This window comes from Pantoea sp. AN62 (assembly GCF_050432985.1).
Taxonomy (GTDB): domain Bacteria; phylum Pseudomonadota; class Gammaproteobacteria; order Enterobacterales; family Enterobacteriaceae; genus Pantoea; species Pantoea brenneri.
In genome coordinates, this window is sequence record NZ_JBNPYB010000008.1 from 170,877 (window position 1) to 194,680 (window position 23,804).

At 51.4% G+C, this 23,804-nt stretch carries 19 protein-coding genes and 2 tRNA genes; 8 read left to right on the forward strand and 13 right to left on the reverse strand.

Going from position 1 to position 23,804, the window contains the following annotated elements; genetic code table 11:
• Window positions 1-141 precede the first annotated feature (141 nt).
• The 3 genes from FHW04_RS11610 to FHW04_RS11620 form a co-directional block, all read right to left on the reverse strand.
• Window positions 142-945: a TIGR02391 family protein gene (locus FHW04_RS11610; protein ID WP_003036327.1), complete on the reverse strand. Its 804-nt coding sequence runs from the start codon at window positions 943-945 to the stop codon at window positions 142-144.
• 21 nt (window positions 946-966) lie between these two features.
• Window positions 967-1,446, reverse strand: a complete 480-nt coding sequence (locus FHW04_RS11615) for a hypothetical protein (RefSeq protein ID WP_031617716.1) — start codon at window positions 1,444-1,446, stop codon at window positions 967-969.
• A 78-nt stretch (window positions 1,447-1,524) separates the two neighbouring features.
• A complete protein-coding gene (locus FHW04_RS11620; RefSeq protein WP_003036321.1) occupies window positions 1,525-2,463 on the reverse strand; it encodes a hypothetical protein in 939 nt (312 codons plus the stop codon).
• A gap of 835 nt (window positions 2,464-3,298) precedes the next feature.
• Between FHW04_RS11620 and FHW04_RS11625 the strand changes: the two genes are divergently transcribed.
• On the forward strand, window positions 3,299-4,660 hold the full coding sequence (locus FHW04_RS11625; RefSeq protein ID WP_003036316.1) for a HEPN/Toprim-associated domain-containing protein: 1,362 nt from the start codon (window positions 3,299-3,301) through the stop codon (window positions 4,658-4,660).
• Between the two features lie 394 nt (window positions 4,661-5,054).
• On the opposite strand, the gene FHW04_RS11630 is transcribed toward FHW04_RS11625, so the two are convergent.
• A complete protein-coding gene (locus FHW04_RS11630; protein ID WP_031376310.1) occupies window positions 5,055-6,146 on the reverse strand; it encodes a YncE family protein in 1,092 nt (363 codons plus the stop codon).
• Window positions 6,147-6,573: 427 nt separating this feature from the next.
• On the opposite strand from FHW04_RS11630, the gene fhuE reads away from it, so the two are divergent.
• On the forward strand, window positions 6,574-8,742 hold the full coding sequence (gene fhuE / locus FHW04_RS11635; RefSeq protein WP_179420085.1) for a ferric-rhodotorulic acid/ferric-coprogen receptor FhuE: 2,169 nt from the start codon (window positions 6,574-6,576) through the stop codon (window positions 8,740-8,742).
• Between the two features lie 202 nt (window positions 8,743-8,944).
• On the opposite strand, the gene FHW04_RS11640 is transcribed toward fhuE, so the two are convergent.
• A complete protein-coding gene (locus FHW04_RS11640; RefSeq protein WP_227021948.1) occupies window positions 8,945-10,018 on the reverse strand; it encodes a class I mannose-6-phosphate isomerase in 1,074 nt (357 codons plus the stop codon).
• A 16-nt stretch (window positions 10,019-10,034) separates the two neighbouring features.
• The gene (locus tag FHW04_RS11645) at window positions 10,035-10,349 is read right to left on the reverse strand and encodes an SDR family oxidoreductase (protein WP_094106480.1); all 315 of its coding nucleotides are present in this window, start codon (window positions 10,347-10,349) and stop codon (window positions 10,035-10,037) included.
• 229 nt (window positions 10,350-10,578) lie between these two features.
• Here FHW04_RS11645 and FHW04_RS11650 point away from each other — a divergent pair.
• Window positions 10,579-10,654 (forward strand) — tRNA-Asn (locus FHW04_RS11650).
• Between the two features lie 127 nt (window positions 10,655-10,781).
• Here the strand turns inward: FHW04_RS11650 and FHW04_RS11655 are convergent.
• The 5 genes from FHW04_RS11655 to FHW04_RS11675 all read right to left on the reverse strand — a co-directional run bounded on the left by FHW04_RS11655 (window position 10,782) and on the right by FHW04_RS11675 (window position 17,353).
• On the reverse strand, window positions 10,782-11,327 hold the full coding sequence (locus FHW04_RS11655) for a hypothetical protein (RefSeq protein WP_094106454.1): 546 nt from the start codon (window positions 11,325-11,327) through the stop codon (window positions 10,782-10,784).
• A gap of 387 nt (window positions 11,328-11,714) precedes the next feature.
• Window positions 11,715-13,076, reverse strand: a complete 1,362-nt coding sequence (locus FHW04_RS11660; RefSeq protein WP_089562329.1) for a NosD domain-containing protein — start codon at window positions 13,074-13,076, stop codon at window positions 11,715-11,717.
• Window positions 13,077-13,124: 48 nt separating this feature from the next.
• Entirely contained in the window at window positions 13,125-14,849 is a 1,725-nt protein-coding gene (locus tag FHW04_RS11665) for a glycoside hydrolase family 32 protein (RefSeq protein WP_227021947.1), read from the reverse strand.
• The gene (locus FHW04_RS11670) at window positions 14,797-16,218 is read right to left on the reverse strand and encodes a glycoside-pentoside-hexuronide (GPH):cation symporter (protein ID WP_089562327.1); all 1,422 of its coding nucleotides are present in this window, start codon (window positions 16,216-16,218) and stop codon (window positions 14,797-14,799) included. Before FHW04_RS11670 ends, FHW04_RS11665 begins: the two co-directional genes overlap by 53 nt.
• A 124-nt stretch (window positions 16,219-16,342) precedes the next feature.
• The gene (locus tag FHW04_RS11675; RefSeq protein ID WP_046288232.1) at window positions 16,343-17,353 is read right to left on the reverse strand and encodes a LacI family DNA-binding transcriptional regulator; all 1,011 of its coding nucleotides are present in this window, start codon (window positions 17,351-17,353) and stop codon (window positions 16,343-16,345) included.
• A 331-nt stretch (window positions 17,354-17,684) separates the two neighbouring features.
• On the opposite strand from FHW04_RS11675, the gene FHW04_RS11680 reads away from it, so the two are divergent.
• Window positions 17,685-18,383 carry an RluA family pseudouridine synthase gene (locus tag FHW04_RS11680; protein WP_089562326.1) on the forward strand — a complete coding sequence of 233 codons (699 nt, stop codon included), beginning with the start codon at window positions 17,685-17,687 and terminating at the stop codon, window positions 18,381-18,383.
• Window positions 18,384-18,452: 69 nt separating this feature from the next.
• Here the strand turns inward: FHW04_RS11680 and FHW04_RS11685 are convergent, their stop codons facing one another.
• Window positions 18,453-18,992, reverse strand: a complete 540-nt coding sequence (locus FHW04_RS11685; protein WP_031376317.1) for a DUF2058 domain-containing protein — start codon at window positions 18,990-18,992, stop codon at window positions 18,453-18,455.
• Window positions 18,993-19,178: 186 nt separating this feature from the next.
• Here FHW04_RS11685 and FHW04_RS11690 point away from each other — a divergent pair, with 186 nt between their 5' ends.
• The 3 genes from FHW04_RS11690 to FHW04_RS11700 all read left to right on the forward strand — a co-directional run bounded on the left by FHW04_RS11690 (window position 19,179) and on the right by FHW04_RS11700 (window position 22,123).
• A complete protein-coding gene (locus FHW04_RS11690) occupies window positions 19,179-19,811 on the forward strand; it encodes a TetR family transcriptional regulator (RefSeq protein ID WP_046288231.1) in 633 nt (210 codons plus the stop codon).
• 82 nt (window positions 19,812-19,893) lie between these two features.
• The gene (locus FHW04_RS11695) at window positions 19,894-21,276 is read left to right on the forward strand and encodes a D-arabinono-1,4-lactone oxidase (protein ID WP_089562325.1); all 1,383 of its coding nucleotides are present in this window, start codon (window positions 19,894-19,896) and stop codon (window positions 21,274-21,276) included.
• Window positions 21,277-21,292: 16 nt separating this feature from the next.
• Window positions 21,293-22,123 carry a glycosyltransferase family 8 protein gene (locus tag FHW04_RS11700; RefSeq protein WP_031376319.1) on the forward strand — a complete coding sequence of 277 codons (831 nt, stop codon included), beginning with the start codon at window positions 21,293-21,295 and terminating at the stop codon, window positions 22,121-22,123.
• A gap of 56 nt (window positions 22,124-22,179) precedes the next feature.
• Here FHW04_RS11700 and FHW04_RS11705 read toward each other — a convergent pair whose 3' ends face one another.
• The gene (locus FHW04_RS11705) at window positions 22,180-23,301 is read right to left on the reverse strand and encodes a Gfo/Idh/MocA family protein (RefSeq protein WP_069729568.1); all 1,122 of its coding nucleotides are present in this window, start codon (window positions 23,299-23,301) and stop codon (window positions 22,180-22,182) included.
• Window positions 23,302-23,644: 343 nt separating this feature from the next.
• On the opposite strand from FHW04_RS11705, the gene FHW04_RS11710 reads away from it, so the two are divergent.
• Window positions 23,645-23,720: transfer RNA gene (locus FHW04_RS11710), tRNA-Asn, on the forward strand.
• Window positions 23,721-23,804: the final 84 nt, after the last annotated feature.

The following is a 23,804-nucleotide window of genomic DNA, read 5'->3' on the forward strand; positions in this document are numbered from 1 at the left end:
TATCAGCAAATTAAGTCATATAAATAGATAGATGAAGGTTATTGAGAGATAATCATCAATTTAGAATTCGGATTGCTTTCTTATAATGATGGTACAGCAAGATCAACACTGTGTAGCTCATGCAACTCCACTATGGTGCCGCTATAGTTGTTTCTGCGTGCCATCCAGCTTGCGATGAATAAGCGAAACCAACGTAAGGATGTCCAGCGCATCCAGTTCAGACATGGGCCAATTCTTCTTAGGCGCATGGGCTAGTGGATTGCGCACAGCACCGAATAGACCAATCAGTAGATTCGCAAAACCTTTCTGTTCGCTCTTTTCTGAGTCGGTGGTGAGCGATCCCAAAGTCAGAACAGGTTGTTGTCCGGTAAATGCCTTGTTCACCAAGTCAGCACCATCACCGCTCAACCCGGACAACTGACGAATACGTTCCGCAACCCCCTTCGTCGCCTCGAAGACGGCATGAAAATAGTTTTCGTCCAGAAGTTCGGCACGGCAATAGTTCAAAACTTCCGCATGCACAGCACGGCTTTCGAGTGCAGCCTTAAGTCGCCCGGCGCGGGCTCGAGCAGAATCCAGAGTCGTTACTTTAGCAGCGCTCGCGACCTTACCATCCTCACGGATATAAAAACCGGAAAAAGCCAGGACAACATTGAGTTCATCACGTCGCCAGGCAAACACCGATGGATCACGGGCGTAATTAACCGGGTTCATCGCACGGTTAATGAACATAATAAGATGGTTGCCGACCTGATACTGGTTCTGCGCACCTGCGAGCGCATTAAACAGACGTTTCCACTTTGTCATTCCTGGCGATGTGTCCGCAACTTTAATTTCTTGTAGCAGTCGCTCGATCTGCGACCCACTCAAGCCACGTTCGGTATCAGCAAGGACGCGACAGGCGGCCTCAAGGTGCTGAGAGTTGAATGATGGAATACGTATCATGAATTATCTTTCTATCACCTCTCAGACCCACTCGAGCGCCGTGATGATCGATTGCCCTTCGGTGCCGACCTCCACAAACAGAGCGTGCTCGTAACCAAGCTGCTGCTTATAACCTCGAAGTTTTAGTAGATCGATCTCTCTATCGACGCGACTCGTTGATTTTTTGAACTCCAAGACCAAATGATTCTGTCGTGTACCTCGGCGATGCACGATCACATCTGGAAATACTGTCTTTGCCTCAACGTCTTCGCTGTCTGGATAAAGTTCCAAATGTCTGAGCCGTTTAGGTTCAATGCTGTCCCGGTTGTATTCGCAATCTACAGTCCAACCGGGGAAACATTGCTGGAGGTACATCGCAAAGCGAAAGGTAATCGACCGTTCGTTAGCATCGATACCGAGAAGATCATGATCAATGAATAGTAGCTCGGACAATGCATGTGACACAGCTTCGCCTGGTGCATATTGGTTGAGGTAGTGAATTTGTTCCGGGGTCAGTGCCATCATCACATTCGCATACTTAAGAAATTATATTGGGCTTTCAAGAAGAATGAGTACGCTGTAGGTTCCATTTTTCATTGCCTAACTAAGGCTCACACTGAAGGAAGTATACACTGATTGAAACGTCGTGAGGATTCTCTGTCTCGCGTCGTCTAGCTCGTCAGCCACGCGTTGCGTGAGCGTAAACGTGGGGCAATCGGGCTGACCACATCCACAAGGTCTGATTTCCCCTTCCTTAAGCCGAGTTACGAAGATGCGCCGCAGTTGGTCGACCTGACGAACCACTTTTCCCATCACTGTCTGGATGCGTTGATTTTTGAGATGGTGGATCGAAGGAATGCGCCTGATCTCGACGCCCTCACGCGTTCTCCACAAACCTGTATTTAGTGCGCCAATGGTATCTTCGATTGCCTTCTGAAAAGCAGGGAGAGAACTTTCTTGTTGAAACGGTGTGCGAAATGCTGGCCGGTCAAATACGGAAGCCATCAGTTGCAGAACATCGGCGTCGGAAAGGTCGGGAAAATCATCCGTGAATTTTTGAATATCAGCTTCAACATCAGGAAACTCGACGCCCTGGACAAAACGGTGCAGCAGATATTCAGCACGAAGACGCAAGTTTTCTTCGAACTCTACGCCCGACCATATCGTTACATGCCTGACGCCTAGGGAAGCTGCTGCTTGCTCGATGCGCGTTCTGCCAGCATCCGAGACCGCACCACGAGAGACGAACTTAAAGACGTCTGGGACACTGCCAGTTGCTTTAATCGACTTACTCATGTCGCTCTTGGCTTTTGCCAGTGTCAACGTGTCTCGGTTCGCGCATTGGATGATGGTCTTACGTGCTGGCTGGTCATCAAATGGTTCAATACCCGAGATATCTCGCCCTTGATCACCTCCTGATTGACCGTGCCAAATCAGATCATGCCAACCCGCGCGCAGGTGGTATGCAAAAACAAGGCGCTCGAACTGGATACCACTGTAGTCCTCAAAATGAACCGGAGAAACCGTTATCGTCGCCATACTCGCTCCTTTTCTGCTGCTATTAGTCTTCGGTAAACCTTACTACGTCCCTGTGAATTTCCGCCGTTACCCAATGAAAAGCACCAAATATTGGTGGCAAACCTTGCTTCACCAAATGCCCACGGAGTTTGAAATGCAGAATAACTTATTAGTAAACTGGACGCGACAGCAGCACTGTAGCTCGCGCACAAAACAAATCTCCGGATCGAGTGTCCTTAACGACCTGTCTCAATTAATCAAAAACGGAGTTCTGCTATTTCTTAACACAATCCGTCGCCAAGAGCTGAGGCAGATTGAGATTGGCCTTGTAGCCAAAACGACTATCTACGAGATGGGTGCGGGATCTGGCCGAGATGGAAGAATGACTCAAAGTGCTCAAGTAAGCCCCTCGTGTTAACATCTGAAAGCCAGAAGTCCGTCTACAAATATGTAGATGATGCTACCCACTGATTGACTGTGTTTACCAAACAAATTTAGGGAAGAGACAAAGTCTATTAATTAATTTGACTGCTCCGCGTTGAGTGACACATTACGCCGTTAGCAACGCCTACTGCGGGCACAAAGCGGCCAGTCCTGTTGGCTGTCAGATCCGCTATGAGCAAAAAGTGGAAGCTCATAATTGTTCTCACCTCCGATGGTGCAATACGTAACTTACAGCGCGATAATCTGCAACGAGCCGATCGCTTGGTTCTGCCCTTGGATTAATTCCTAATGATTGATATTCACTTTGAATTTTGAAGACATTATACCGCTTGTAATTTCATAGCATAGTTGATGACAAATGATATTCCTGGTGGTTTAATTAAGTGATTGCCAACAGTTTAAAAGAGGAATTATGGGCACGGAAATTTCACTTAAGGTTTCAGGTGCAACGCTAGATTGGAGTAAAAATAGCTTAGGTGTTGATCATGGTGCATTGTTCCAGTCAACCGACCACATAATGATACCTCAGCACGAACGCTATGATCTGGAAGAAACCGATGAAATTGATGAAGAAAGACGCCTTCAGTGGACCGTACTCAGGAAGCCTCTTGCAGCAGTAGCTGAACGGGTTGAGTTACTTGGTTTTTCTCTTACTGCTATTCGTGCGGAATATGAAAATCTTGTAAAGCATGAGGTTTATCAAAGAAACGAAATGATTGAAGCCTATCCCGATAATTGGGAACCTTTAGAAAATCTTTTTAGTTTTGATGAGTTTCTGGGCTTACTTAAGAGCTATGATCTGGGGGAGTTAAACGATAAAGATATCGACTTTGATAATTCAAAAAAAACAGAGAATGATAATTTCATTTTGAAGTTATTCCCTAACGACATTTTAAAAAGAATTCCTCTCTATGATCCTTATAACAACTTTTACTGGTCAGAAAAAACAGCGTTTTTCAGTGTCATAAACATACTTCATCCATACTCTATGATCAAACTTTTAAGTGAAAACAAACATAATCTTAGTGAGTATGTCGAGTGGGACTATGGGGAAATAGTCGCTAACGGATGGGTTCACATTAACCAAATAAAAACTGAAATTAACCGTGAAAATTCTTTTCTCATAGCAACTGAAGGTTCCTCGGACTCACATATATTACAAAAGGCATTTAAGCTAATTAAGCCTAGCGTTTGTGAATTTTTTCGTTTCATCGATGTAACATCTGGCCATCCATTCCCCGGCACTGGGGGATTATCAAAGTTTGCTGAGGGATTAGTAAAAATTGATGTACAGAACCAAATCATTTTTGTACTCGACAATGATAGTGAAGGGGTTGAAGCTTTCAAGAAAATCATAAAGATGAAGCTTCCTCATAATATGAGTTGCATATGTCTTCCGGATCTTAAGGAGTTTGAAAGTTTCCCTACTTGTGGCCCAGACGGCCTAACCTTATCCAATATTAATGGAACTGCTGCCGCTATAGAGTGTTACTTGGATTTAACATATAGTGAATATGACTCATACATTGTTAGATGGACTAACTATAAAAAAGAGACCGGGATGTATCAAGGCGCACTTGAGTTTAAAGAGTATTACGCAAAAAGATATCTTGATACATCAGAAGTTAAGCTTATCGAAAGTAAATATGACACCTCCAAACTTGAGGCTTTGCTTAATGCGATCATTGATGCTTGTTCCAAATTATCTGGAGCAATACGTATTGAAAAAATAAAGAGTCACTATCCAAATATATGGACTGAAGAAAAAGTTTAACTCCATTGAATTATTTTTAACAACCTGAAAATAATATTGTGTATCACGTCATTCAAATATTACAATACGGCATATTGGGTGTCCGTTTCTGGCACAGAACAGACAGCCCTTATAGATGTGACAATAGTAGCGATCACCAAATGCACGAGACCGCTCTAATCAGTTTTGATTGGTGGTCATTCTGGTGGTCTTGACAGGAAGAGTTTTCAGGTTTAGCTTATTTATTAGCCAGCTACTGGCAAAGGCGATCCCAGTCAGAGGAGCCAGAATTAGAAAAGCCCGCTCAGGGAAACCTGAGCGGGCTTTTTGCTGTTGTCTTTTTATGGCGGCAGCGTGCCGCGCCGTGCTGCTTCATCAGCGCCTGCGCGGCATAGCCGGACAGGCGCGGTGGCGATTACTTCAGCGCAATCCGCACGATTTCGTCCGTGCCTTTGGTAGACGAGTCCTTATTAAACTCGGCCTTCAGGGTGACGTACAGCGTGGCGTTATCCGGTCCAATCAGCAGGCTGTTAGGGTTTTTATCAAACGACCAGCTCTTTTTCACCGCGTAGGTGGTGGCGTCCAGTTGCAGCACTTTTTTCGATTCACGCTGACTGATGTAGAGTTCATTTCGCTGCGGGTTGAACTTAATGCCCAGCGCATCGCCTTCGATACGTTTGATCACCTTCCCGCTCCGTTCGTCGAACACCAGCGTGGTTTTGGCTTTGGAATCGTCAGTGACAAACAGACGGCCGGTAGCCGGATCTTCCGCCATATTAAGGAAAAGGTACTCTTTGCCATCACCCGCGGTCAGGCGTTTTTCGATTTTGTGACTGCGCGGATTGATGACCAGGATTTCGCCGGAACCGTTGGCGGCATAAATACGTTCGGTCAGCGGGGAATAGATGATGCCGGTGACCCATTTACCGGCATTTTTAATCTCGGTTTTCAGCTTAAAGGTTTTGGTATCCACCACCGAGATATAGCCAGGATCGGCGACCCGGCCGACGTATAACTCGTTGCCGTGCCACAGCACTTCACGCGCACCGGCAGGATAACCCTCTTTGCTGATCTTGCCGGGGAATACCAGCCGCTGCAGCACTTTGCCGCTCTGCGCATCCACTTTGGAGAGCGCGCCATCCAGCGAGTTGGTGGTATAGAACACGCTGCCCTGCTGATCGATGGCGGTACCGAAATTTTTCAGGTCGGTATGGGTTTCGCCTTTGGTATCCAGCGTGGCTGGATCGAGGCGATAGATCATGCCGCCATTCACATCCTTAAACGCCTGAGCACTGGCAACAAACAGCGCTTTGGACGCCGGCGAATAGGCCATCTCGTACAGACCCTCTCCCAGCGCGCGTTGCGTTATCGCCGTATCAACCGGTTTTGCTGCTTCAGCAGCAGGCGCGTCAACTTTTTTGGCCGGCGCCTGACAGGCGGTCAGGCTAAAGGCCGCGGCAACGGCCAGGGCAACAGCGGCTTTGCGCGGACTAAACAACGATTTCATGCTGAACTCCATCAAGGGATGAATCGCGCCGGTCCAGTGTGGCCGCGCGGAAGAATGAGAATCATACGCATTAACAACCGGTAATCAACTTAACCGGCAGATTGCGGCCCGCATTTCCCGCTTGATTGATGTCCGATTCGGCTTTTGTTGCCGCTATTTAGCGTCAGCCGCCCCTTTTTACAGCCCGGAAAACCTGTAAACACCCGTTACTATCCGGATTAAAATGATGTTATCTGGTTGATTATCAATACCTTTACATCTTCTTACACTTGGCATTGAATCATTCCTAAAAAATATAAAGCAAATGATTATCATTGGCATTCGCAAATCATCATTCCCTGCTGATTTCACCAGGGTAAAGGCGCGCGAAGCTCACTGAAAAAGCGTAACGGCTTAAAAATAATAATCATTGCTTACGGAAACTATTATGTCTTTAAACGGCATGGAATCAGGCTTCAGGAAAACCTTTCGCGTTTCGTTGCTGGCAGTGGCGGTACCGGCGCTGTTCACTCCCCGGCTGGCACAGGCGGCTGAGGAGTCGCAGCAGGATCTGGTGGTGAAGGCCGCCCCCGGCGATGACAGCCGCAGTTCTGAGCAGGACTATGCTGTTCAGACCACCCGGGCTGGTACAAAACTGCTGTTAACGCCGCGAGACGTCCCGCAATCGGTCAGCGTAGTGACCCAGCAGCGGATGAAAGATCAGGATCTGCAATCGGTTAACGATGTTCTGACCAATGCCACCGGTATCTCGACTAATCTGATCGACAGTGAACGTTCTGAATACTATTCGCGCGGCTTTAAGGTGAGTAATTTCACCTACGACGGCATCCCCACTTCGGTCAACGATGCGTGGAACTACGGCGATGCGGCCTCTGATACGGCGATTTACGATCGCATCGAAATCGTCCGTGGCGCTACCGGGCTGATGAGCGGAGCAGGCAGCCCTGCAGCCTCGATTAATATGGTACGTAAACATGCCGACAGTAAAACCTTCACCGGTACGCTGGATGCCAGCTACGGCAGCTGGAATAAGCAGCGTTATGTAGCGGATCTCTCAGCCCCGCTAAACAGTGATGGCAGCCTGCGCGGCCGGGTCGTCACCGGCTATACCGATCAGGACAGCTGGCTGGACCGCTATCATAAAACCAAAAAGTTTGTTTATGGCGTTATCGATGCCGACCTGAGCGAACGAACTACCCTGTCGCTGGGTTACGATTATGAAGATAACAACACCGGCAATCCCACCTGGGGCGGTCTGCCGATGTTTTACAGCAACAACGCCACCACCCACTATGATCGCAGCCTGAATTCAGCGGCCAACTGGGCGCGTTACAACACCAATGCCCGCAAAGTTTTCGCCGATATCGATCACAACTTTGATAACGGCTGGAACGTTCACTTTAACGGGACCCACGCCGAGAATACCTTCAGCGATAAGCTGCTCTACGTAATGGGCAGTGCCGATCAGGATAGCGGCGAAGGCACCACCGGTTTCGGCAGCATGGACCGCGGAAAGCGTAAGGTGGATTCCTTCGATGGTTTCGCCAGCGGTCCGTTTGCGCTGTTGGGCCGTCAGCACCTGTTGATGGCGGGCATCAGCTACAGCCGCCAGCATAACGCGACCTGGAGTCAGGATGGGGTCAGCAATGCCGGGGCAGGCGAAATCACCGCTGAAGATATGGGCATCTTCAACAACAGCTGGAGTGGCAATATTGCCGAACCTGAATGGCAGGGCTGGTATCTCAATGCGAACGACACCATCCGTCAGAAATCGGCTTATAGTGCAGCACGCTTCTCGCTGACCGATCCGCTGTCGTTGATTATTGGCGCGCGTTATACCCAATGGAGCACCGAGGGCAGCAGCGGAGATATGACCAAAAACAACACCACGCCTTATGCCGGCCTGGTGTACGACATCAACGATACCTGGTCCGCATATGGCAGCTATACCGCGATCTTCCTGCCGCAAACCTATCGCGATACCCGCGGGAAATATCTGGCGCCGGTCACCGGTAAAAGCTACGAGACCGGACTGAAATCGGCGTGGTACGACGGCCGGCTGACTGCAACCGTCGCGATCTTCCGCATTGAGCAGGACAACGTGGGTCAGGCGCTTGACGGGGTGTATCTCAGCGGCAGCGAGCAGGCTTATGCGCCGGCGAAAGGCGCAGTAAGTAAAGGTGCCGAGTTCGAACTGAACGGAGCGTTGACCGATAATCTGCAGCTGACCTTTGGCGCAACCCGCTATGTCGCACGGGACAAGAGTGGCCGCTTCAACAGCTATCAGCCGCAAACGTCCTTTAAATTCTTCACCCGCTACCAGTTGCCAATGCTGCCCGATCTGACGCTCGGCGGCGGCCTTAACTGGCAGAACCGGGTGTTCGAAGATTCCACCAACGCCAGCGGCGATAGCGTGCGCGTTTACCAGGGCAGCTATCCGCTGGCCTCGCTGTTTGCCCGTTATCAGATTAACCGGCAGGTTGCGCTGCAGGCTAACGTCGATAATCTGTTTGATCGCGAGTACTACAGCTATATGAACAGCTACGTTTACGGTGAGCCGCGCAACATCAACGTCAGCGTTTCCTGGCAGTTCTGATCCGCCGGGGTAGATACGCGCGTTGCCTGGTTTGCAGGTTTAAAAACGGCCGCAGCGCATCAGGCTGCGGCGGTTCTGGCGTCAGGGTTGCTGTTTACAGCGTCAAAAAGTTACAAAAGAGCACATTAAGGGGTAAAACCCGCTGCAATGCGCATCATTCCCGCGCGGGTCTCGCCCTGCCCCTGACTGCTGCAGGGAAGCATTATCTCTGCTGTGTTAACTGCGGAATATCACCCAGCGCGGCAATTGCCCGATCGCTATAACCGGCCTGCTGGAGCGGCTGCACAACTTCAGCAGCCAGATCCGGCACGTAGCCAATCAATACCTCGCCCGCAGGCTGCAGGGTCACTTCATCTAACGCGGCGGGTAACAACACTGACTCCGCCCGCCCGATTTCCACCGTGACGCCATTAGCCGTTACCGTTAGCGGCTCACCGAGGTTAGAGAGAATGCGCGCGCAATTGAAACTCAGGCGTTGTGGCTGGCTAAACTGCCAGCGTTCCAGCGCAAAATAGGGCCCGGCACAGCAAAACAGTCGGGTCAGATCCGCGCTATTCAACGCCAGACCGGGCTGAGGTTCACAGCGCAGTTCCGGCCGCAGCTCCTGTAACAGCGCATCAATATTCTTCTCCCACTCCGCCTGGCTCAGACGCGAGCCGTCTTCCATTTTCCACGGCATGGCGTGCTGCTGAATGTCGGAGGTCTGTTCGATTTCATAGATCAGCGTGTCGGGACCGAAGCTGTGCAGCATCCCGCCGGGAACGTAAAAAGTATCACCGGTTTTTACCGCCACCCGATGCATCACCGCATCGTAATCCTCTGCCAGCAGCGCCGCTTTGAGCCGATCATTATTCACACCCGCGCGCACCCCTAACAGACAGGTGGCATCCGGCGCCGCCGACAGAATATGCCAGGCTTCGGTTTTGCCATTCGGCTGCTGCTCCAGCCGCTGTGCCGCTTCATCATTGGCGTGCAGATGCACCGGCAGCATTCCGCTGCCATCAATAAATTTGCTCAGCAGCGGGAAGTGCGGACCGCGCCAGCCGGGTGCGACGATTTCATCGGGATAACGGGTGATCAACTCGCGCAGGCTGGTGCCCGCCAGCTCGCCGTTGGTTACTGAGGCGATCATGCCGTCGACATCGCTGATCTCCCAGGTTTCGGCCACCCGTGAGTCCGGCAGTCCAGCCTTAGCCAGTTGCTGCCTGATGCGCTGACCGCCAAAAATATGGCTGGCGATTGGCGTGGTCAGCTTCAATGGATACGCTTTCATCATTCCCCCTTAGCCTTAATCAGATCACTGCGACACCACCGGTAACCGCAATGGTCGCGCCGGAGATATAGCTCGCTTCGTCACTGGCCAGCATCACCCAGGATGAAGCCAGCTGCGCCGGCTGCCCCATACGCTGCAACGGCACTTCACCGCCAAAGCTTTCCACCTGCTCGGGTGGCATGGTGGCCGGAATTAACGGTGTCCAGATGGGGGCAGGCGCCACGGCGTTGGCGCGAAAGCCTCTATCCGCCAGCAGCGCAGCCAGGCTGCCTGAGAAGTTAACGATTGCCGCCTTCGTAGCCGAATAAGCGATCAGCTTCGGCTTAGGCTGAATCGTTACTGTTTATGACAGTAAGTCTAGCAGCCCTCACTAAAGCGCAAGGACGATGACCTGGTGTAACGGTTTGAGTGGTCAACTATTTTAGTGCTAAGCGTGACTGCGCCGGGCAAAATTGAACGGCTTGAGTGCCAAACTGATTACGCTTTCTGCAATCGCGCGCAAAGGGTTAAAAAGGCCATTGCACCTGCGGCAGAAATCAGTAAACTGCGCGCCATCAACCGATTCCTCTGTAGTTCAGTCGGTAGAACGGCGGACTGTTAATCCGTATGTCACTGGTTCGAGTCCAGTCAGAGGAGCCAAATTAGAAAAGCCCGCTCAGGGAAACCTGAGCGGGCTTTTTGCTTTGGTGTCTGAATCGGATTCGGCATCTGCCTCGGCTCTCAGCTGACGTAACGCTTTGCCATAAACAGGAAGGCTACTGCTTTCTTAGTCTGTTTCGCTATCGGGCAGCGGATAGATCAATTCGATTTCAGGAGCATCCGCTAAATGCCGGCCTGACCGGGCCATCAAATAGCCTCCGATCTGTTCCGGACTCAGGTCGATAGCCATCATATCCGGGTTGCGGAACCATTCATCAGGCCAGTAGATGAGATCGGAGGGATTAGCGTCAAAATTCTTTTCCAACAGTGAAATGGCGAAATGCTGTTCAGCATCCTTACCTTCTGCGTTACAGATAAAATTGATTGTTTGCACCAGCTCATCCCAGCTGAAATCCGCGTAAAATTTTATCGGGTTAATCGCGATACGGGTAAAGTCGCTGACATCCATCGATGAAGAAAAATCTCTGAAGTCTGAATAGCCATAAGGATGGGTTACCTGAGCGTTCCAGTCAGCGATCATCATCGTTAATTCACTCTCCTGCGGGTCTGTTCCGGCATCAATTTTCGCGAGTATCTGCTGAGCCTGGCTGGCCAGCTGTGCGATTTTTTTTCGGCTTACGCTGGCGGGTTTCATACGTTCAGGTAGCGGCATTTTTACTCCTTTAAAATAGCCTGCAATAAAAGAGCGTGATCAGCGGATTAGGTTACTCAAAATTTAACAGTCCCGATAGTGATTCAGATATACCGACCCCGGTTTGTCTGTGTGGTATCGGCATGCCAGCGTCATTGAGTCACATCACCACCCACAGTCGATTCCTGGCATGGCTCATGCCATACAAATGCGCGTCTGCTGCTGATCAACAGATGATTACTGCCCCGCCGGTGCCTATGTTTCGCCTGACCACCGCTATCAACGGTAGCGGTGGTCACCTTTCACATGCGCCACCTGTGTAGAGAAAGGGGGTGCCGCATCGGTTGCCGCCAGTCAGCTCAGCATAAAATCATTCATAAACTGTCTGCGTGAGCCCGTTAAGCGCTCTCAGCTTAGCAAGCCAGGTACGGGCGTAGCCCTGAACGCATTCACTTTCTTATCCAGCAAAACCTGACTCTCACTGCCTGAATCCAGTACGGTATTTTGCAAAGAGGCTTTTTCGATCTGTACTGCGATAACCTCCAGAGCGACCAGCCCTTTTGTTGCCAGCAGTGCACTCACCTGAGTTGAGAAACAGGATCCGGTGGCCGCACTCTCCGCCGGTGAAGCTTCAGTGGTCGCGACAATATGGTTATCAGAAATATAATTCCTCTCACCCGACACCAGCCGGATTATCACCGGTGTTGCGCCCTGCGGGATGATATGCTGAGAATCAATCGTTTCCGAAATATGATTAGCAATAATGGAGTTATTGTTACCGCTGATATAAAGCAGACCATACAAATCATCCAATCCATTATTATAAGCCTGCATCGGTCCCCAGGGTTCACGCTCACGGAAAAAATGGTTAGCCGTGATCAGGTTTTCTGAACTATTACCTTCCAGAACCAGCATCCCCGGATAAAATGAATGAAGTCTGTTGCTGGATATCGAAGAGCGAACTACCCCAGAAAAATGTACGCTGCTTTTGCCGCGCGGGAAAATATTATTGGCCGTAATCAGCAGGCCGCCAAAATTTTCTGCATAAATGGAATAGCCTCTGTAACCCGCACCTATCAGATTATCGGTAATTTTTGATGCCTGTCCCGAACCGCGCAACTCAATACAGTTCCCACATTCAGCGATGAAATTATTGTGTATCGCCAGCGCATCAGCGTTAAAAATTGTCACCCCATGCTCTAAATAGACCAGACCCATACCGCTGATACGGAAAGAGTCTTGCGCGCTCGCGATATAGATACCCGTTTTACCGTTCAGATAACTATTTTCGGGATCATCATTGCCTGATCCATCATCGACAAAATGTAAGCCATCAATACAAAAATCAGCAAACTCGACCGAACTTATGCGTGGCTCACCGCTACGTTCGACATAAAAGGCAGCACCGGCAGAGGGGTCAGCACCGGCTGCGGGAGAGAGATTAACGCATAGTCGGCTTCCCCCCGGCCACACTTCATGCCAGTTCGCCCACTCACTTTCGGGGGTATTAAATCGAATACTTGAAGAGGTGAAACCATGCCCGGAACCAATAATCTTCAGATAGCTAATATCAATTAACACCTGGGTAAGAAGCGGATAATCGCCGGGTGGAATATAGATAACCGCGCCGGGCTTCCCGCCTTGATTGAGATCCGTTTCGGTTTGTCTTTTTTTAATATCAGAAATAATACTGTTTATAACCTCACCAATATCCTGATAAGGGTTACCTTCCTTCCATTCTGTAACATCGTAATAGTTTTGGCTTGTCATGACTAATTCCTTCGGTGACAGTAATAAAAAAATCAGCAGTAATTTGAGTTATGGCTGTGCGTAAGGGGAGTGATAGCGGGTTATTTTTGCCTGTGCGCCAGAGAGCGTTATTTCAGTCAGTGAGCTGCATGAATAATAACGTCGGGTTCCACACACACTCCCCTGCTGAGCGAAAACTTCCACTATTCCGGCGTCAAAACATAATGTCACATCGCCCACCTTGGCCAGCGGAGCCTGATAACGGCCGTCATCCCGATCTTTTTCCAGCAGACTCAGAGTGTGTCCATCGTGCGCCAGAATAATCTGCTGCCCGGTTTGACCGGTCAGGGTCAGGCAAAAATGCGAGGTTGGGGTAAAGGTAATTATGCAGGACTTACAGGCAGTACTGCCTGACCAGTGACTCCACGCATCCAGCCGTTCTTCACTGATGATCAGCGATGCTGGCGGCAATACCGGTGTCATACAGAGTTGTTGCCGGGCATTAAGATGAAAACGACGCGGCAGAGACATTTCGCCGGAATAGGCAGAATGAACACTCTTTTGTGTCGCCCAGTTGTATAACCAGGCAAACCCTGTGCGACTGTCGCTTTCACCCCAGGTCTGCAGGGCATAGAAATCGGTGCCGAAATCCAGTATCTGCAGCGGTTGCGCTGAGGGAGTGAAATAACCGTGCCGAAAATCTCCCGTTTGTGCAAATAACAGATTATGTCGTCCGGTTGTCGGCTCGGTGTAACCCACAATACCGATAATCAATACCCAGATGCCGTCAAGGCAGAAAAAGTCCGGGCATTCGACGCAGCGGCCCCCATTTTCCCGAAAATAAGGGGGAGCGGTGTAGAGCACATGATGGAATTGCCAGCTGTCACTGTCTTCGGAGTGAAACAGCAGCATGGCTGGATCGCCGTTCACCGACGCGCCCAGGATCATATAAAAGGTCGCGTCCGCTTCCTCATACCAGACTTTCGGATCACGGAAATCACAATCGACGCCTGCTGGCAGCGCTGTTAATACTGTTTTTATCAAAGCAGGCTTGTCGTAAGCAGGCTGCGGGACCGCCATTTTCTGGATTTCTCGATAACCGCGATAGAGATCGTAAGCCGGAAGCCTTTCGGTATACCAGAAACGCGTTTGCCCCTCGGCATCGATGAAAGCGCTGCCAGAAAATGCGCCGCCCGTTGCCCCAAGCGCGGATAAATTTTGCTCTGGCTGAAGGAAAACCGGATAGTGACGCCAGTGGTAAAGGTCCTGACTCACCGCGTGGTTCCAGTGCATCGGCCCCCATTGAGTACTATGCGGATGGTATTGGTAAAACAGATGCCACTCATCACCTTTCCGATGCAGACCATTAGGGTCATTCATCCAGCCGGTACGTGGAGAAAAATGTAATGCCGGGCGTAAGTCTTCCTGCTGATAGTGCTCTGCAACTGCGCGGTCATCTCGCAGGCAAAGGTCGTTATTTTCGATATCAATAAAGCTGACGCCCTGCTGAGGGAGCGTGTCAGGGTGCCAGCTGTAACACAACGAAATTTCACTGTGCTCCGGTAACCACTCCAGAGAGACAATACCCTGCTGCCATGCGGTCCAGGTAAAGTATTGATAATACGGCGGAGCTGTTTCTATTTTGAAAAGCACCGCATTTTCCATGTGGATAGCAAATAGGGGCTGACCGGCCGGCTTTGTTTGCTTTAGCCATAAATCAAGCCGCTGACCTTGCTTAACATTAATGGACAGGGACATTTTTAAACTCCTGCGATTGAACCGAACCTTTTTCAAGCTCGCGTTTTGCGAGATCGACTTTAATTTTTTCCAGGAAGAGGTTATCCAGTTTGAAGTAGCGCACCATAAATGCGCTGATGAAATAACTCACCATCGGCAGTAGTGAGAACATGATAATAATGCCCTCAAGGGTCTGCGCATTTTGTTGCGGTTTGTTAGCGACATAGCCGGTATAGGACAGAATCCAGGCGACGATTGCTCCAGCGACCGCCAGTCCCATTTTCAGCATAAACAGATTACCGGCAAACGAAATACCGGTGAGCCGTTTGCCAAATTTCCAGTCACCGTAGTCATCGACGTCTGACATCATTGCCCACAGGATAGGTCCGGACTGAATTAAATGCAGAACATTAATGATCACAAATAGCGTAAGCAGTGGCGTCAGCGATTTTGGGTCAACAAACCACAGCGCGAAAGAGAGAACACCAAGGATAATATTAATAATGCGGAAGAGCTTAATTTTATCAAACCGGTCAGTCAGTGGCTTAGCTATTACGCTTCCCAGCATATTACAGGCGACACCAAGCGCCATAAAAAAGGTAATAAATCCAACGGAGGCCTGCATTACATAGGTGGCATAATAAATAGTTACAGCCCCCCGAATAAAGGCCGGGAAGACATTAAGAAAGGTAATCGTAATCATCAGCAGCCATTGGTCATTTTTAGCAATGTCTTTCAAATCTTTCATTAACGAATCATCAGACTTAATTGAAACAACGCGCTCTTTAATACTGGCAAAACAGAACAGGAACATCAGCGTCGCGGCGCACCCCATGATCACCATGGTCAACTGAAAGCCTGAAGCGCGGTTACCGTTACCCAACCAGTCGGTTAACGGTAAAATTGAGGAAGAGACAATCAGCGTCGCCAGGCCATTCAGGAAGAACCGCCATGATAAACAGCCCAGTCGCTCTTTTTGATTCAGGGTGATCACCCCCGCGACTGAGCAATAGGGAATGTTGATCGCGGTATAGATCAGTGACATCACCAGATAGGTCACCCAGGCATAAATAATTTTTCCGTTCATGCTCAGGTCAGGTGTGGTAAACATCACGATGGCGCCCAGGCCAAAGGGTACCGCCATCCATAACAACCACGGGCGGAACTTACCCCATCGACTTTGCGTACGATCGCAGATTGCGCCCATGATCGGATCGCTGAAGGCGTCAAAAATACGGATGACCAGAAATAGTGTTCCAACGACACCAGGCGCTAATCCATATACATCGGTATAAAACCACGTCAGATAGAGCGCCAGTACACTCCAGATCATACAGGATCCCGCATCCCCCATCCCGTAACCGATCTTCTCTTTCAGACGCAACTTTCCATAAGCGCTTTGTTTTTCCATTACCGTTGCGGACATAAAATCACCTCAATAATGCACAGCTCTAAAAATTAAACACAGAGCATTATCGCCAGCCCCTGTGCGGATGACTGAATAAAAATTTTCGACTCGTTTAAAAAGGATTAAGTGGGAAAAGCAGAAATCAGACAGCCGTGATATTAAGCGCGATACTGCTCTCACGTATAATTAACCGTGAGACAATTTCATACATTTCGATACTCTCCTGCTTATGGGTATTATTCACCATCTGGAATGCCAGGTGGGCAATCTCGCCAATCGGTTGAGCCACGCTGGTTATTTTTTTGGTCTGCGCCAGCAAGGTATTGTCAAAACTGGCGATAGCAATATCCTGCGGGACAGCCACCCCTCTTTCCTTTAAGCCATCGATAACATAACTGGCAGCAACATCGTTATAGATCCAAAGAGAAGAGCATGCTTTTTTCCGGTCAGCTAATATCCCGATAATATCGTCCAGTATCCGAATATGGCCGGATATTTTTTCACCTTCGCCTTTCGCTATCCAGAATTGATTCTCTTTAGCGAGTGTTAAACCCTGACTGGTGATTTTCTTACTCCAGGCAGAGACTTTTCGATTATCGACGCCCTCCTGAGCAATAAAACCAAAAGTGGTATGCCCGGTCTGGATAAAATGCTCCGCAATAGCCTCTGCACCTTTCCTTTGATTGATAGAGACAGAATTAAAAAAACGAGAAACCTGCGTTACCACTGCCACCGGAATGCGGGTTGCGGTCAACCATTCCGCAAGTTCGCTTTCGGCCTCTGTCGGCACCCATAGCAGACTGTCGATCCCCATTCCGATTAGGCTGTGAATAATCTGCTTATCCTGTTGAGGCTGATTCTGATGGGTCTTAATAATTACCGATTTCCCGATGTATCTTGCCTCCTCTTCAAAGGTTGCCAGTAACTCAGAAAAGTGAGGATTCACCAGGTTTGGTAGCACCACGCCAATCAGCCCGGAACATTTACCACTCAGCTGAAACGCACTTTTGCTGGGGACATAGCAAAGGTAATCCATTGCATCACGTACTGCCTGGCGTGTTTCCGGCGTCACGCTGGGATGATGGTTCAGCACACGCGATACGGTCGCCGTAGACACTCCTGCTTTTTTTGCTACGTCTTTAATGGATGCCATGATAATGAGATGCGTCGTTTAATCAGGCGGTCACTATAAAGTGTGATGAAGGTCAAAAATGTAAGCCAGTTCACATGTTGCTGCGTTACATAAATCCCTGCTTATCCACTCAATTCAGTCTGAATTACGCTTTACCTTAAAAGAGAGACAACAGAGTATGTCATGGTTAGCCCGTTCCGCATTAGCTGGCGGCCAGGCAACACGCAGCCCCACAGCGGGCTGGTTAGACGGCGAGCATAACCGGCTGGCGTTCTGATCGCCCGCCATCCACCATTCGTCACATCAGGCAAAATTGGTTATTATCCGCCTCCCCTCACCTGCCGGTAGTCCGATGTCTGAGATAGTCGATAGTTTTGTTGCGCCGCCGTGTCATGACCCGATTGAGATCCTCTATCAGGATGAGCATCTGCTGCTGATCAATAAGCCCGGCGGGCTACTGAGCCTGTCCGGCAAAAATCCGCTGAATCTTGATTCGGTGCATCACCGGCTGGTGAAAAGCTTCCCCGGCTGCACGCTGGTCCATCGACTGGATTTCGGTACTTCCGGGTTGATGGTGATTGCCCGCAACAAGGCGATCAATGCGGCGCTCTGCCAGCAGTTCAGCCAGCGCATCGTGCGCAAAATCTATAGCGCGCTGTTGTGTGGCCATCTGGCCGATGACGACGGAGTGATTGAGGCGGCGATTGCCAAAGATCCGGCGCGCTTTCCGCGGATGACGATTTGCGATCGCCACGGCAAGCCGGCACGTTCACATTATCAGGTGGTTGAGCGCGTTGATTACGCGCAGCAGGATGGCAGCACGGTGCCGGTTACGCGGGTGGTGCTGACCCCGGAAACCGGGCGTACTCATCAACTGCGGATTCACTGCCAGCTGCGCGGTCATCCGATTCTGGGCTGCGACCTGTATGGCGGGCTGCTGTTACCCGGCAGTGAAAAGACGCCGCGACTGATGCTGCACGCCAGCGAACTGCATTTTGTTCATCCGGTCAGTGGCGAAGCGATTCACGCCCGGCACGCCACTCCGTTCTGACCCGGCTGAGACGCAGCAGCGCCAGCTCTGGCCCGGCTGGCACTGCGCAACATCCGCTTTAACGCGGACTTACCACATCAGGTCATCCGGCACTTTGAAGTCTGCATACGGATCGTCCTCATCCTGCGCTTCCTGACTCAGCGCGCTGTTCAGTACGATGCTGCTGGCATCGCGCTGCGCAATTTTATCCGCCACGCTGGCCGGGATAATCGCATACTGATTCTCGCCGCCGTTCTCTGCCGCCAGACGGGCAATAGCAAGACGGCCGCTGATCAGCTGCGCCTGGGTCAGCTTATCGACATTGATTTTTTTAATCAGGTTGTTATCGGTGAAGTTAAAGCCGATATTGCCTTTTGAAATATCAATCTTATTCATTTCAATCAGCTGCTTGACCTGCGCTTTATACTCTTTGGATAAAACGGCTTGTTTCTGCTGCTCATTCAACTGCCTGTCGCGCTCAAGCTGCGCTTTTTTATTTTCTTCGACCGCCGCTCTGGCTTCACGCGCCTGAACCCGTGATTTCTTAGCGGTACGCTGCACTTTGTCCATCTTCTTGCTGCTGACTAATCCCGCTTTCAGCATCTGCTCTTGTAAGGTGAGTTTGGTCATTTTGGTTTCTGAGCCTGTTACGAAATTTCAGCGATTATACCTGTAAATTCCCGGCCTGTGTCAGGTTGCGGGCGTTGATCGCCGCGCACAATCTTCGGCGCTGCCTGCCGCGCCGCGCTGTCGGTTAAACGCATCCTTCTGCCGCTGTGCTACCATTCTCCGGTCAAAATCACCCTGTTGAGCACTATGTCGGAATTAACCAAACGTAAAAATGACCCTGAAGGGTTGAAGAAACGTATTATCGCGGGCGCACTGAAAACCTTTGCCGAGTTTGGCATGCAGGGCGCACGGCTGGAGCAAATTGCCGAACATGCGCAGACCACTAAACGGATGGTGGTGTATCACTTCGGCAGCAAAGAGCAGCTCTATATTGATGTGCTGGAACAGGTTTATCAGCAGATCCGCCAGCACGAAACCGGCCTCAACCTGGCGGCGATGGAACCGGAACTGGCCATGACCCGCCTGGTCGAAGCCAGCTTTGATTACCATGTCGCCCACCCCGACTTTATGCGACTGGTGTGCAGCGAGAACCTGTTACGTGGCCGCTATATCAGCCAGTCAACCCAGATTAAAACCCTTAATCGCAGCGCGCTGGACGTGCTGGATGACATTCTGGCCCGTGGTCAGCAGCAGGGGCTGTTTATCGAAGAGGTGCAGACGATAGACGTGCACCGCCTGATCAGCAGTATCTGCGTGCACCACGTCTCCAACCGCTACACCTTTAATGCGTTGTTCAGCCCGGATAACAGTGAAGAAGAGAGTATTCGCCGTAATCGTCAGCTGGCGGTAACCGCAACGTTACGTTATATCCGCAAATAATCTGGCGTCGTTCCGGCTTGGCTTAGTCATAGTCTACGCTTAGTGAATACCGTCATAAAATCGCCATAAAAGGAATGCTGTTGTGAGCAGAGACGCCCACCTTTATCCGCTTCGCCACACCGACGTTAATCCCAAAGATGACGTGCTATGGAACTGGGCGCAAAACGCACAGATCGGTAGCCGCCACCAGGTGCAGCGTCCCGCCAGTGAAGAAGAACTTCAGGCACTGCTGCGCCAGTCACAGGGCCAGATCCGGGTGATTGGCAGCAAACTCTCCCCTGGCCGTATGCTGCACGTCAGCGAACAGGATCTGCTGCTGGATCTCAGCGCATTCAGCGGTCAGACTGCCAGCGATGAACATAGCGTGACCTTTGGTGGTGCGACCCCGCTCGATCAGGTTTACCGCACCCTGACCGGGATGAACCGGATGCTGGCATCGTCGCCAGGGGTGATTGCCATTCAGACGCTGGCTGGTGCCATGGCGACCGGTACTCACGGTCAGGGTCTGCAGCAAAGTTCGATTGCTGATGAAGCGCTGTCGATTCGCATGGTGCTGACCGATGGCAGCGTGCGGGAGTTTACGCGCGGCGAACCGGACTTCCCGGCGGCGCAGGTTTCACTTGGCGCGCTGGGTATCGTGACTGCCGTGACGCTGCGAACCGAACCGTTTCGCATCTTCACCTGCCACAAAAATGCGGTTTCTGCCGATACGCTGGAGCAGGATCTGCTGCGCTGGAATGATGAATATCCGCTCAGCAAAGCCTGGTGGTTTGTCGACGATAATCGGGTCCACGTCTGGAACGCTCACCAGGCGAGTGACGACGAACGTCTGCGCTATGAACAGCAGGATCGTCAGGTGGTTGAGCATGAAGGTCAGGCTGATGACAGTCTGAACGACGCCATCGATCAGACGCTGGCGCACATGCATCGTGATACCCAGATCCAGGGCAAAGGCGGTAAGCAGTTTCGCACCGTGACCCGTTTTCGCGATTTCACCGATGTTACCGGTGACATCTACCAGCTGTTTTGCCGCGGCATCGCGGTGCCGCAGATCAATGTCGAAATCGGCGTACCGCTGGCGAAAACGCCTGCCATCATCACCCGGATCAAGCAGTGGTATGCGGCAAACCGTCCGCATATGCACTACCCGATCATCCTGCGCTGTACCGGTGCCTCCTCTGCCTGGCTGAGTCCGGCGTATGACCAGCCAACCTGCTTCTTCGGCTTCGTGGTGTACTACGCGGATGACGGCTCGCTCTCGCCCGACGGTCTGCATTTTCTGACCGAAGTAGAAAAACTGCTGGCCGATGAGGGCGGACGCCCGCACTGGGGCAAATATTACGACGAAGAACGCTATCGCTGGCGTGAGATCTACCCGCAGTGGGATGCGTTCCGTACCCTGCGCAGCCAGCTCGATCCGCAAGGCCGATTAGGCAATGACTACATCGCCCCACTTTTTGACTGAATTAATAAGGGAAAATATGTTTGCCTGGGTAACGCTGTTAACTCAACCCGACTATCTGGTGGGCGTAAAAGCGCTGCACCATTCGCTGAAGCAGAGCAACAGCCAGTGGCCGCTGGTGGTGATGACCACCTCAGCGATTTCCGCCGAAGATTGCCAGGCTTTGCAGGCCGAAGGCTGCGTGATAGCGCCGGTTGAGCCGATCTACCCGCGCGCCGATCTGGATCAGCATTATGCTTCGGCGCAATTTGGCGAAGTGTGGACCAAGCTGCGTGCCTGGCAGCTGACTGATTATCAGCGCGTGGTGTTTCTCGATGCCGATATGCTGGTGCTGCAGAATATGGATGAGCTGTTCACGCTCGATCTCGGGGATAACCTGATGGCGGCGTGTCACGCCTGTCGCTGCAATCCGAACCAGATTGCCTCTTATCCGGCGGACTGGCAGCCCGAGCAGTGCCATTACACCTGGCAGGCGCGGGGTGAAGCCGCGCCTGCCAGCCTGGACTATTACCTGAACGGCGGTTTTCTGGTGCTGACGCCGGATAATGCGGTTTACGAGGCACTGGAACAGCGGATTGCGGCGATTGATGACCTGAGTGCGTATCCCTTCTCAGAGCAGGACCTGCTAAACGAGGCGTTCGCCGGCCGCTGGAAACCGCTCTCTTACGTTTATAATGCGCTGAAAACCTTACCGTTCCAGCACAGCGCGATCTGGCGTGACGACGAGGTGAAGAATCTGCACTTCATCCTGGCGAAGCCGTGGAAACGCGACCTGAATCAGCCGGAAAGCCAGCGCGACCGCTACTACGCGCTGGATAAGCTGTGGTGGGAAAAAAGCGGCCTCGCCTGATCTCTACCGGGCAGGAAGTCACCGCTTCCTGCCCGCTTAGTCCCCCACCGCCAGCGCTACACCGTCATCCAGCGACGCTCCAGCGCAGACAGCGCAATCGCCTCCAGCACCTTCTGCACCTGTAATCCTTCCGCAAAATCGGGCCACATACGATCGCCTGCCGCAATGCCGTTAATTAAATCGCGGATCTCAACCGTCTTCTGATCGTTGAAGCCGATGCCATGTCCGGCCGACACGCAAAAGTTGGCATAATCGGGGTGCGCTGGCCCGGTCAGCAGCGTTTTAAAGCCCTGCCGTCCGGCCGGTTCATCGTGAATATAGAGTTCCAGTTCCGCCATGCGCTCCTGGGTATAGCGCAGCGTGCCTTTGGTGCCGGTGACGACATAGGTCAGCCCCATCTTGGCACCACAGGCGATGCGGGAGGTTTCAATTACGCCATGCGCCCCGTTGTGGAAACGCAGCAGCGCACTGGCCTGATCTTCGTTTTCCACCGGCAGCTGACGGCTGAGATCTTTCGGGTCCGGGCGTGAAGTGATGACCGTCATCATGTCGCCACTGACCTCGGCGATATCCCCCACCAGATAGTGCGCCATGTTGACGATATGCGCCGCCAGATCGCCGAGCGCGCCGAGCCCGGCCAGCGCTTTCTGACAGTGCCAGTCGAGCGGCGTCTGCGGTTTTGCCAGATAATCTTCGTTATGGGTGCCGTAGAAATGCACCACCTCACCAATCTCGCCATTGGCAATAATCTCTCTCGCCAGCTGGCTGGTGGGGTTTTTCATATAGTTAAAGCCGACCAGGGTTTTGACGCCGGCGGCCGTGGCGGCGGCCACCATCTCTTCGGCATCAGCCACACTCAGCGACAGCGGCTTTTCGGAGTAGACGTGCTTACCGTGGCGGATCGCCTCCAGCGCCATCTCTTTATGCAGGAAGTTGGGGGCGCAAATGTCGACCACATCGATAGCCGGATCGCGCACCAGCTCGCGCCAGTCGCCGGTCGAACGGGCGAAACCAAAGGTTGCGGCCTGGCGGGCGGCCAGGTCCGGGTTCACTTCCGCCAGCATCTCCCGCACGATCTCGCCTTTCAGCGCAAAAACGGTGGGTGCCTGGGCATATGCAATGGCGTGACAGCGACCAATATACCCACTGCCGATCATGCCGATTCTGACTTTGTTCATCTCAACTCCATACACGCATCATAAGGTTGAAATGAAATCTAAATTTCATTTATGCCGTTTACAAAGCCAGAATGAAATAAATGTGACGATGGTGGAAAACAATCCGCCAGAACCACTGATTACGCCGCCTGACAAGGACTGCTCTGCGGCAAAACACCTCATAAAAACCTCACTTTTGCCGGCCCGAGCTGTTTTACTTAGCGGCGGGAAACCGGCGAAAAGCGGACATTTCAGACGCGACCACCACCGGCAGTGGCGACTATTTCAGCAGTCAGGCGATTTTGTGAAAAAGAGCTTTGACATGGCCCGGACGGGCCGTTACTATGCGCCCCGTTCCAACAATTCCTCTGTAGTTCAGTCGGTAGAACGGCGGACTGTTAATCCGTATGTCACTGGTTCGAGTCCAGTCAGAGGAGCCATATTAGAGAAGCCCGCTCAGGGAAACCTGAGCGGGCTTTTTGCTTTTGGCTTTTTTGACCGGCGGTTATGAGCGAAAAGCGGAA

Excerpts from the sequence above, each read along its gene's own strand:
- FHW04_RS11610 (WP_003036327.1), bottom strand. The coding sequence starts at position 945 with ATGATACGTATTCCATCATTCAACTCTCAGCACCTTGAGGCCGCCTGT.
- FHW04_RS11615 (WP_031617716.1), bottom strand. The coding sequence starts at position 1,446 with ATGGCACTGACCCCGGAACAAATTCACTACCTCAACCAATATGCACCA.
- FHW04_RS11620 (WP_003036321.1), bottom strand. The coding sequence starts at position 2,463 with ATGGCGACGATAACGGTTTCTCCGGTTCATTTTGAGGACTACAGTGGT.
- FHW04_RS11625 (WP_003036316.1), top strand. The coding sequence starts at position 3,299 with ATGGGCACGGAAATTTCACTTAAGGTTTCAGGTGCAACGCTAGATTGG.
- FHW04_RS11630 (WP_031376310.1), bottom strand. The coding sequence starts at position 6,146 with ATGAAATCGTTGTTTAGTCCGCGCAAAGCCGCTGTTGCCCTGGCCGTT.
- fhuE (WP_179420085.1), top strand. The coding sequence starts at position 6,574 with ATGTCTTTAAACGGCATGGAATCAGGCTTCAGGAAAACCTTTCGCGTT.
- FHW04_RS11640 (WP_227021948.1), bottom strand. The coding sequence starts at position 10,018 with ATGATGAAAGCGTATCCATTGAAGCTGACCACGCCAATCGCCAGCCAT.
- FHW04_RS11655 (WP_094106454.1), bottom strand. The coding sequence starts at position 11,327 with ATGCCGCTACCTGAACGTATGAAACCCGCCAGCGTAAGCCGAAAAAAA.
- FHW04_RS11660 (WP_089562329.1), bottom strand. The coding sequence starts at position 13,076 with ATGACAAGCCAAAACTATTACGATGTTACAGAATGGAAGGAAGGTAAC.
- FHW04_RS11670 (WP_089562327.1), bottom strand. The coding sequence starts at position 16,218 with ATGTCCGCAACGGTAATGGAAAAACAAAGCGCTTATGGAAAGTTGCGT.
- FHW04_RS11675 (WP_046288232.1), bottom strand. The coding sequence starts at position 17,353 with ATGGCATCCATTAAAGACGTAGCAAAAAAAGCAGGAGTGTCTACGGCG.
- FHW04_RS11680 (WP_089562326.1), top strand. The coding sequence starts at position 17,685 with ATGTCTGAGATAGTCGATAGTTTTGTTGCGCCGCCGTGTCATGACCCG.
- FHW04_RS11685 (WP_031376317.1), bottom strand. The coding sequence starts at position 18,992 with ATGACCAAACTCACCTTACAAGAGCAGATGCTGAAAGCGGGATTAGTC.
- FHW04_RS11690 (WP_046288231.1), top strand. The coding sequence starts at position 19,179 with ATGTCGGAATTAACCAAACGTAAAAATGACCCTGAAGGGTTGAAGAAA.
- FHW04_RS11700 (WP_031376319.1), top strand. The coding sequence starts at position 21,293 with ATGTTTGCCTGGGTAACGCTGTTAACTCAACCCGACTATCTGGTGGGC.
- FHW04_RS11705 (WP_069729568.1), bottom strand. The coding sequence starts at position 23,301 with ATGAACAAAGTCAGAATCGGCATGATCGGCAGTGGGTATATTGGTCGC.